This is a genomic window from Salinibacter altiplanensis (genome assembly GCF_002894645.1).
GTDB lineage: Bacteria > Bacteroidota > Rhodothermia > Rhodothermales > Salinibacteraceae > Salinibacter > Salinibacter altiplanensis.
Genome location: NZ_NCQY01000001.1, coordinates 35,714 through 44,527, shown reverse-complemented (window position 1 = coordinate 44,527; position 8,814 = coordinate 35,714). Strand labels below are relative to the sequence as shown.

Genomic DNA, 8,814 nt, shown 5'->3' with positions numbered 1-8,814 from the left:
TCGGGCTGACGTGTCCGAAAACGGCTACAGCCCATTTTCAGCTGTAGCGCGGGGTTATGCCGCATGCCCAGGCGTCCAACCAGCCCTCCAAATCCTGATCTAGAAGTGGATCTTTCACCTGCTCTCGGTCTCAGAAAGTCGTCGTGGTCGCTTTCCATAAGTCACGTGAGTTGATCCGTGTGTCCTCCTGCGAGTGGGCCGCCACCGATAGTGACGCATTTGAGTGGTGCAAATTACCGCAGACGGTAGTACGCCTCCATCGCGACGTGGAGGAATAGGGGCACCAAGTAGATCACCGTTGTAAGTCCCAATGTCACCATTACAAGGTCCTCTCCCCCGTCCGGGAGGAGCTCATTCAGGTGAGTCCGATAGGCTTCATGGAAACTGGGGGAACTCAGAAAAAGATACCAAAACGCTGCAATGGCTCCCGTTGCAATTGTCTCAATGTACGCCCACACTGACCCCAGTATCCCTTTGACGGCACTCCCCCAATCCGTTCCGAACCTAAGATAGGCCGCCACTCCAGGATACAGCACCATAATCACGGAGCCAATACTGGTGGGAACCGCTGGGTCGACAGGAGCTCCCCTCCAAAGCGAGACGGCGGGGACGAGCAGCACCCGGACGCCAACCGACAGCACCGAGGCATGGGCAACGAGAAAAACCCCGATCGCCAGTGCCTCCGCTCCTCGACGCAGTTTCTCCCCGAAGATGCGCCAGAACAGAAGCCCCAGTATCCCCGCATTGAGAAACACCGTGGCAAGCGTATACCATTGAGACGATGTGAGTTGCGTGACTTCCTTCTTGGAACCGCCGGGTCCCATCATCATCGCCGAGTCCGAAAGGGGCTTCATGAAATCAAGCCAGATCAGTCCCTGCATGGTTCCAAGAAACAGGAGCACTGCCACCGTCAGGTAGCGTCCTGGGCTCATGTATCGCCTCCGGACTCCGGAGAGGTACTCCTGTAGCACCTCCCCGGGACGAACGGTAAACCCGACCAGTGTTGCTTGGAGCCCGTCTCCAATCTCGGACACCTCCCGGAACGCATCCCCGATCACATCTCCCATTGTGAGGGAAGCCCCGACCTCCTCCCCGCAGTCCGGGCAGTAGGTCCCCGAAAAGGTTCGCCCACAGCTCGGGCACTCCACAGAGTCGGTGACTGTCTCGGCGGCCTGACCATCGAGGGATTCTACCTCAGATGAGTGGTTCTGATCGGTAGATCCATTCTGGCTCCCTGCATCCTGGCTACTTATAGAACCGGACATCTAAGAGACGGGTAACATGAAGAAGTCGTTGATCACATGTGGACACTAGGCAAAAGTATGGCGGCATAGCTCGATTTGCAACGAACGAGAGAAAATGGTAGACTCAGCCTGAAGTGGTTGCGCAAGCAGAGACGCATCCAACGGGAGACATGAGGACTCAAGCTGCGACTCGATTTTCCGACGCAGGGTGGTGCGGCATAACGACAGAGATTAGCTCGCAAAGGACGGAAAAAGTTCAAAATCCCAGCACCTCGATAAACTGACCCTGATCGCGAAGTGCTCATTTGCCAGCGTCAGCACCTCCGATTGACAACGGCGAACACCCGACACGCTACGCTTGAAAATGGCCCGCGCCCTTTGTCAGCTACATCGAGGGTTATGCCTTCTCGTCCACGTCCAGACACATTACTGTAGAAATAGCTTCTCCTTTCGGAAGAGCGACTTTGACTAGATCGGCTCCACAGAGTGTCATGCTGACTGTTCTTACTTCGTCGGCAGTCACTTGCCGATGATTCTCACTCCCATGCGCGTCGGAATATTACAGTACTGGGGAGTTGCCGTAGGTCTATCAGGCTATTTTTCCTCCCCGCCTGAAGGAAATTCTGGATCGGCCCACAGGACCATGGCAAGTCCAGACAGTCCAAGTATCGGTGCCAAAATGCCAAGGATCTCCCAGTCGTTGTTTGAGAATCCTCCCCCCATTGCATAAGCCCCAACCCCTGCTAGGGGCACAGAGATCAAAACGAGCGCCAATCCGACATACTTAACGTACCTATAAAACTTTTCATTGTCTGAAGGCTTTTCCATTACGATATCATTTCTGTCGATCAGTATAATTGGGGTAGTTTACCTACATTCTCTGCCGCTCCAACACGGCAACTGCATCAGTACCTTCAGTAATCGGGTCAGGGAGGCATAACGACGGAGCTTAGCTCGCGAAAAGTCGCGGCACACCTGTAGCTTCGAGCACAAGAAACAGTTTTGGTTGAGGACGAGCAAAATGGCCCAAACTTTTCGTCAGCTACAGCGCAGGGTTATAGCGCGTGTGGCCTACTCCTGCTCACGTCAGGGGTAAGAGTTGTGCATTCAAGGCACTTGGCGCACAGCCTTCGTTTTACTGTTTTCCTGGCGCAAAATGAAGTGGGTGACTCGACCGGTCGAGTCCCGCTTGAAAGCGAGACGGGCCTTCTCTCCCTTCGGAAAGAATACGGCCTTCGACTCTGCCAAAAGCGGGACCGTGTCTTCACCGGGCACGTCCACGAAGAGTTGATCTTCGTCGCGGGTGACAGTGATTTCCGCGCCGGAGGGAAGCTGATAATCGCCCACATAGTCCGCCAGCGTCTCCGCAGGAACCTCCACCACGGTCCGCGTTTCCGACTGGAAGGTGGGCCAGTCGTAGACGGTGGCAACCGCCCGTGCTACGTCAAACATCAAACCGCCTGCGGCCTCGGAGTTGGTCATGACCGCAACCCCGTCGCCCGTTTCCGGATACAGGACGAAGAACGCTCGATATCCCGTGATTGAGCCCCGGTGGCTGAACCGAAGGCTGTCGCCTTTACCATAAACCTCCGGGCCTAGTCCCCAGTTCTCCTTCTGCTCCGACAACATTTCCCGAGCTGTCGATTGTTGAAGGAGTGCCCCGGGAGTTCCCTTGTAAGCGTCACGAATCCCCAGTGCGAATCGGGCGATGTCTGTAGGCGTGGTCCAAAGACCGGCTGCGGCCAGCGCCGGTTCGATTTCCCATCGATTCTTGAGGGGCGTTCCGTCGTCCCGATGAGCGTGGGCAGCCACTTGTTCTAGATGCTCCGAAAGCGGCTGCTCGTAGGTGCTTCGGTACATGCCGAGTGGATCGAACACTTCCCGCTCCATCATTGGGGCAAACCGGTCCCCCGTCACGTCCTGCATCAGAACCTGAGCCACCATGTACCCGCCGCCGGAGTAGCGGAACGCTGTCCCTGGAATCGTATCGAGGCGAACCGGATCCGTCTTGCCCCTCCCCTCAAGGATGTCAACTGGGGACGGGAGATCCGTTCCCGTCGAGTATCCGGAGAACCCGTGCACGGTCAGACCGGCGGTGTGACTCAGAAGACCGCGGAGCGTGACGGGCCGCCGGGCCGTGTATTCGTTTTCGGGCACCCGCCATGACCGGAGCCAGCGGTTGACGTTGTCGTCTAAGGTGAGGCGCCCGTCGTCGACGAGCTGAAGCGCAGCGGTGGCCGCAATGGGTTTGCTGAGCGACGCGCCCTGAAACAGCGTAGAGACCACGACCGAGTCTGAACTGCCCGACCGCTTTGCGCCGTATCCCATCGCCCACTCCACCGCCCCACCATTGATCACGGCGACGCTGAGACCGGGCACGCTATCCCGCCTCATGCCCTCGTAAATTCCGTAGCCTGGATCCGGGTCGCTCGCAACGATCACCTCGGGAAGCAGTCCCGACTCGACCGCTCGCTGCCGCTCGGCAATCGAGTCGAGCGTTTGGGCCCTGAGAGGACTCGCACAGGCAAGGACGCCGAGAAGGATAGCCGCGAATGAACCCAGAACGCAAGTCTTCCCGCTCATAATCTGATTTGGAACCTGTCCTTACGTGAATGACAGCTGACCCCATCGGGTTATAGGTCACCGAACCAAAAAATCAGAATCATCAGTCCAATACCGCCTCCGAGAGCAACCCCACTTGTGGCGATTCCAATCCTTCGAGATGCGATCCATCCACTTGCGCCGATGCTCACGAAAAGGAGCACGGATCCGGCGATCATTTCAAGGGAAGCAACAAAGTTCATGAGAGCAACCCCAGGAGGAAACGATTGACCATCAGCAGCAGCCCGAAAGAGGTCAGCCGTCATGAACGACCAAGTCATCGCGGCAATTACGTACAGGACCGCACTTGCCACCGCCGTTCCGGTCGTAAGCTTGGCGGGCCAGTCCAACGCACTCGCGTCGCTGGTCCGCGCCCCGGCGTTCAGAAGGGCAGCAGCCGCAGCGAAAGCCAGTCCCCCGAGCACGGCGCTGATTGAAGCGAGTTGCTGATATGCTTCCGCGTAAAGCTCCATTACAGAGGATCAGACCGTTCAACTAAGCGCGCTATAACGTTCGAGCTTAGCTCGCGAAAAATTGCGGCACTACCTTCGCTTCAGGCACAAGAAGCCATCTCGTTCTCAGAAGAGCAATCCGGCCTGAGCTTTTCGTCAGCTACAGCGACGTGTTATACCACATTTCTACACATCATACCGACCAAACTTACACAACTCACTGAACTCTCGGAGTACGGAAGGATCGATCCTCTCAAGTTCCATCAGGGAATACAATTGCTTACCAAATCTCGATACGACATATCTGTCAGGATCGAAAGGGAAGCCCATGAAGGCTTCCAGATCCATTAAGAGTCTCATCTGCTGTAACTCCGAGAACTCATGTAAAAAATCGTCTGGAGGTGGCTCTAAATCTCGAATACTGTCGGGACTGAAAGTGGGAGTTGTTCTATCCGATCCGGCAAATTTTTGCGGACGCAGGAGGTAGGCTAAAATCCGGATCTGCCTCCAACTTATGCGTTCAGCTGTGCTGATCAAGGCGTTGGACTGAGGGCCTCCCACTGACTCGTCGAAGCAGATATTTGCAATCAGATATCCAATGTACTCAACTTTACGCTCCTCGTGCTCTCGTTGAGCTGCGATTAGAGCTCCCTCCACTATCTCGTCAGCTGTACTTCGGTCATCCGTTCCCTCATCGAAAAAGCCGTCGCTACGAATTTCTTCACCATCCTCTATCTTTCGTTCGGCGCGCTCGATAGCATATGTCAGTGCCGATGCAACCCGCTCATCCTCCCTCGGACTGATGTACCGATTATTGATCTCAGCTCCGATCTTCCGAAGAGTGTGTCCCATTGCAGCTCCGATGGCTGCACCGGCTGGTCCACCTAAAAATGTGCCTAACGTAGCACCGGTAGCTGCACCTGCAATGTCGGCTCCAGCATCAACGATTTCCGGAGGAGACGAGTCGTTATCTTTATTTTCCGTCATACGATTGGGGCATAGTGCGGTATAACGACTGAGCTTAGCTCGCGAAAAGTTGCGGCACATCCGTAGTTTCGAGAATAAGAAATTGTCTCGACTGCAAAAGGGCAAAATGTCCCGAATTTTTCGTCAGCTACAGCGACTTGTTATGGTGCCAAGATGTAGGGGTCGGGTAGATAGGTGATCTGGCCTCTACATTTTCGCCCTCTGCCTGAGGCAGTTGACTCTCATAGACTCTTTCCACCTAAAAGTCGAGTTAGAAACTCTGCGTCGCTCCAAGTCCGGTCCGCTCGCCCAAGCCGAACGATCACCATTTCCTTAGACGAGAGGACGTAGAGTCGTTGGTTGTAGCGACCTGCGGCCATGTACATTTGCGGAGGGGCACCGTCGTAAATGAGCCGCTTCTCGTCGTGAGTCAGTAGGATGCTTTCCGGAACCTGCGACCAGAACCTCTCGAACTGGGCCGACGGGATTGAGTCGAGGGGCACGTTGAGCCAGACGCCCGCCCCGTATCCGGGGCTTGCTGGTGTCGGCTCGGTTAGTGGGGCCAGGTTTTCGATTATGGTCTTGCCCTTCCACTGCCCGTCCTGCAGAAGCATCCGCCCGACCCGCCCCAGGTGCCGAGCCGTAAGGTGCGCACCGTCGTAGAGTCTGACGCTGAGGGAACGCGCTTGAGGAGAACCCGCCGACGTTTCACTCTCGGAATTCTGGCTTACCCACAACCAGCGGCCTCCAGGGATGCCCAGCGGCAGGAAAAGGCGTTCTTTCATCATTGGCCTCTTTCCATCCGTCCGTTCGAGAACTGCGCCGAGGGCTTGCGCGTCCGCATACCCGAACCGAAATTTCTCTCCCGGACCCTCAACGATCGGGGCTGTAAGGGCCTTTTCGTAGGCCGGGACGGTTCCTTGCCCTACTCCATACTGCTTCAGCCCGCTCGTTCGGTGAAGAAGGTGGGAGAGGGTGACTTTGGATTTTTGGGGAGATGAGCGCCACCCTTCGACCACACGGGCGACCGGTTCGTCAAGAGCCAAGAGAGAGTTGTCCACGAGCGTCAGGGCTGTCAGGGCCGGGAAAAGCGCGCTCACCTCCGTGAGGATGTGGGGCTGTTCCGGGTCATAGCCGTTCTGGTAGGCTTCGAGGACGAGGTCGCCCCCCTTCCACACCAAAAGAGCATCTCCTGCCTTCTTAGCGGAGTAGGCCTTCGCTTGCTCCAGCCGACTCGGCTGCGGTTGCGTGCTCTGGTCCGAGCTCGCACATCCGGCGCTTGCCGCCCAGCCCGTCGCACCGAGAAGGACTATCGCGATACACCGAACAGATAGCGGTGGTAGCATCGTCAGATTTCTCTGATTGCTTTTAGGGACTGATTCGAAGAACGGACACTCCGGGGCCGGGCGCTATTCCTTCGTGGCCGATCCCTCCACGATCCGCCGGAGCAGGTCCAGGGTCTGGGTGCTCTGGTACTTGACCTCAGCGCCTGGATGAGGGTCGCGCTGCATCCGGGCCACCACGAGGTCCAGATCAGGAAAGACGATGCAGACATTGTCGAGGCTGCCCGTCGCCGCATAATTAGTTCGTTTCGGGTCAATCCACCACAGAAACCCGTAGTTGGGCATCTGCTCGATGGAAGTGGTCGACCGCTCGACCCACGAGGCGGGCGCGATCTGCAGGCCGTTCCAGCGCCCCTCGTTGAGCATGAGCTGCCCAATGCGTGCAAACTCCGTGAGGGTCGTTTCAGCGCCGCCGAAGGTGATGGTGTTGTAGTACTCGTCCACCATGAGACGAGTATTCTCCATGCCCAGGGGGCCGAACAATCGCTCGCGGGCGTAGCGGGCGAGGGGCATTCCCGCGGCTCGCTCCAGAATGGGGGAGAGCAGCTGCACCCCTTCGTTGCTGTAGGAAAACCGCTTCCCGGGCGGAAAGTCGAGCTGGAGGTCAAAAACATATCCTGTCGTGTTCTTCTCGGCCACGACGCCGGGCCCCTCCGGAATCGCCGCGGCCGTTGCCGAGTCGGGAGGCGGAACGGTCACGCCATTGCCTGTGCGATCGCTCAGGCCCGATGTCATCGTCAGGAGATGCCGAATCGTGACGTCGGCCTCCGCTCCGGCGGTCCACTCCGGAATCCATTTGGCCACCGGCACGCCGACACTGTCGATGGCGCCGTCCGCGATGAGCATGCCCGCAAGCAGACCCGTCCAGGACTTCACCGCCGAGCGGGTCCCGACAAACGGGTTGCGATGCTCGACCCGGTACCATTTCTGCACGACGTGCCCCCTGTACGCCACCAGGCATCCGAAGGAGCCTGATTGCTTACAACGGTCGAGGTGGGCTTGAAGCGCCTTGGTGCTGAGGCCCATAGTGTCGGCATCGGCAGAGGGCCAGTCAGTGACAGGCGCCTCCGCCGTACCCTGGCCCAGACCCTGTGCATTGACGCCAGGAGCGAGGAAGAAAACGAGAAGCAAAGAGAGCAGGAGTCGCATGGATGGGAAGGGTCCGATTGATACTGCTTGTTTAATACTACAAAAGTAGTATCTCACGGAATAGCAAACCGACGGCCACTGAATAGAACGGATAGATCGGCATAACGGTCAAAACTCACCGGCGGTGGCAGGATGAGCAGCGAGGCCAAAATATAGCGTAGAGTGCAGCCAAATGGCGACGCAGATTTAAAACGGCACACGCCCATCGTCCGGTGCAGCGCCGTGTTATACGCTCAAGCCTTCTCGTCAGCAGTTTGGGGACGAGTTCTTTCTCTTTGTTAGATACGCCGCATACAGTCCTCCCAGACTCCCAATCATAACCACGACATATGGTATCGCATCTCCCAAATACCTCTGCGGTAATCCCGCTGAGTAAGACCAAGCGCCAACCAGCGCACTGAATATAAAGACCCCGGCTAGGGCGGCGTACTTGTACGGCTTCGATAGTTTCATGACAGCAATTGCAGTTGCTAGAGGAGGCGAAAGGGTGCGTATAACGGGCGAACTTAGCTCGCGAGCGGCCAGGAAGAGGTCAGAAACCAGTACATCGGCAAATCGAGTCGGACGGCAAAGCGATCATTCGCTCTTGTCATCACTCGCGGTAAACGGAGATGAACTGCCTTAACCTCATCGCTCAAAACTGGCAAAAGCCGCTCGTCAGCTATAGTGATGGGTTATGCGGCCCTACTTTCCACCGTGATCGGCCTCAGGATTGGGGGGTTGCAGGATCATTATCGTTCTCTTGAACCGTCCTCCAGGACTGGTATGGCAGCACTCGACTTGCTTCCTGCTTGAATTGGTGTCTGTACTCAGGATTGGTAAAGTGGAATGTTACCTGCTGGTTGTTTTCCTCCCAGTTATTTTCCCCCGTCCCCCCCCAAGTAATTCTGCTATTTCCTGTTTCCTGTGTATAATCGGCTAGTGCCCGAAGACAGTTCAAGATTGCGAGATCAGAAGTATGAATTTGAATGCTAAAGTGGTGATCTGCATGGTCTGACATTGTTTTAACACAAGTTCTGAGAGAGTAAGGTAGTTACAGTTCGGTTTAGCCGTATAACC

The 8,814-nt window shown here is 56.5% G+C and carries 7 protein-coding genes; all 7 read right to left on the bottom strand.

Features of this window, described 5'->3' with window-relative positions:
* Nucleotides 1-233: 233 nt before the first annotated feature.
* Complete coding sequence (locus B7R93_RS00175) at nucleotides 234-1,265, bottom strand: DUF3667 domain-containing protein (RefSeq protein ID WP_103018847.1); 1,032 nt, start codon at nucleotides 1,263-1,265, stop codon at nucleotides 234-236.
* Between the two features lie 573 nt (nucleotides 1,266-1,838).
* Nucleotides 1,839-2,072 carry a hypothetical protein gene (locus tag B7R93_RS15100; protein ID WP_157942136.1) on the bottom strand — a complete coding sequence of 78 codons (234 nt, stop codon included), beginning with the start codon at nucleotides 2,070-2,072 and terminating at the stop codon, nucleotides 1,839-1,841.
* 279 nt (nucleotides 2,073-2,351) lie between these two features.
* Nucleotides 2,352-3,827, bottom strand: a complete 1,476-nt coding sequence (locus B7R93_RS00170; RefSeq protein WP_103018846.1) for a serine hydrolase — start codon at nucleotides 3,825-3,827, stop codon at nucleotides 2,352-2,354.
* A 50-nt stretch (nucleotides 3,828-3,877) separates the two neighbouring features.
* Nucleotides 3,878-4,318: a hypothetical protein gene (locus B7R93_RS00165; RefSeq protein WP_103018845.1), complete on the bottom strand. Its 441-nt coding sequence runs from the start codon at nucleotides 4,316-4,318 to the stop codon at nucleotides 3,878-3,880.
* A gap of 165 nt (nucleotides 4,319-4,483) precedes the next feature.
* Nucleotides 4,484-5,284, bottom strand: coding sequence for a hypothetical protein (locus B7R93_RS00160; protein ID WP_157942135.1), 801 nt, complete (start codon nucleotides 5,282-5,284; stop codon nucleotides 4,484-4,486).
* Between the two features lie 221 nt (nucleotides 5,285-5,505).
* A complete protein-coding gene (locus B7R93_RS00155) occupies nucleotides 5,506-6,609 on the bottom strand; it encodes a serine hydrolase domain-containing protein (RefSeq protein ID WP_103018843.1) in 1,104 nt (367 codons plus the stop codon).
* 63 nt (nucleotides 6,610-6,672) lie between these two features.
* Nucleotides 6,673-7,755 carry a serine hydrolase domain-containing protein gene (locus tag B7R93_RS00150; protein WP_103018842.1) on the bottom strand — a complete coding sequence of 361 codons (1,083 nt, stop codon included), beginning with the start codon at nucleotides 7,753-7,755 and terminating at the stop codon, nucleotides 6,673-6,675.
* Nucleotides 7,756-8,814 lie beyond the last annotated feature (1,059 nt).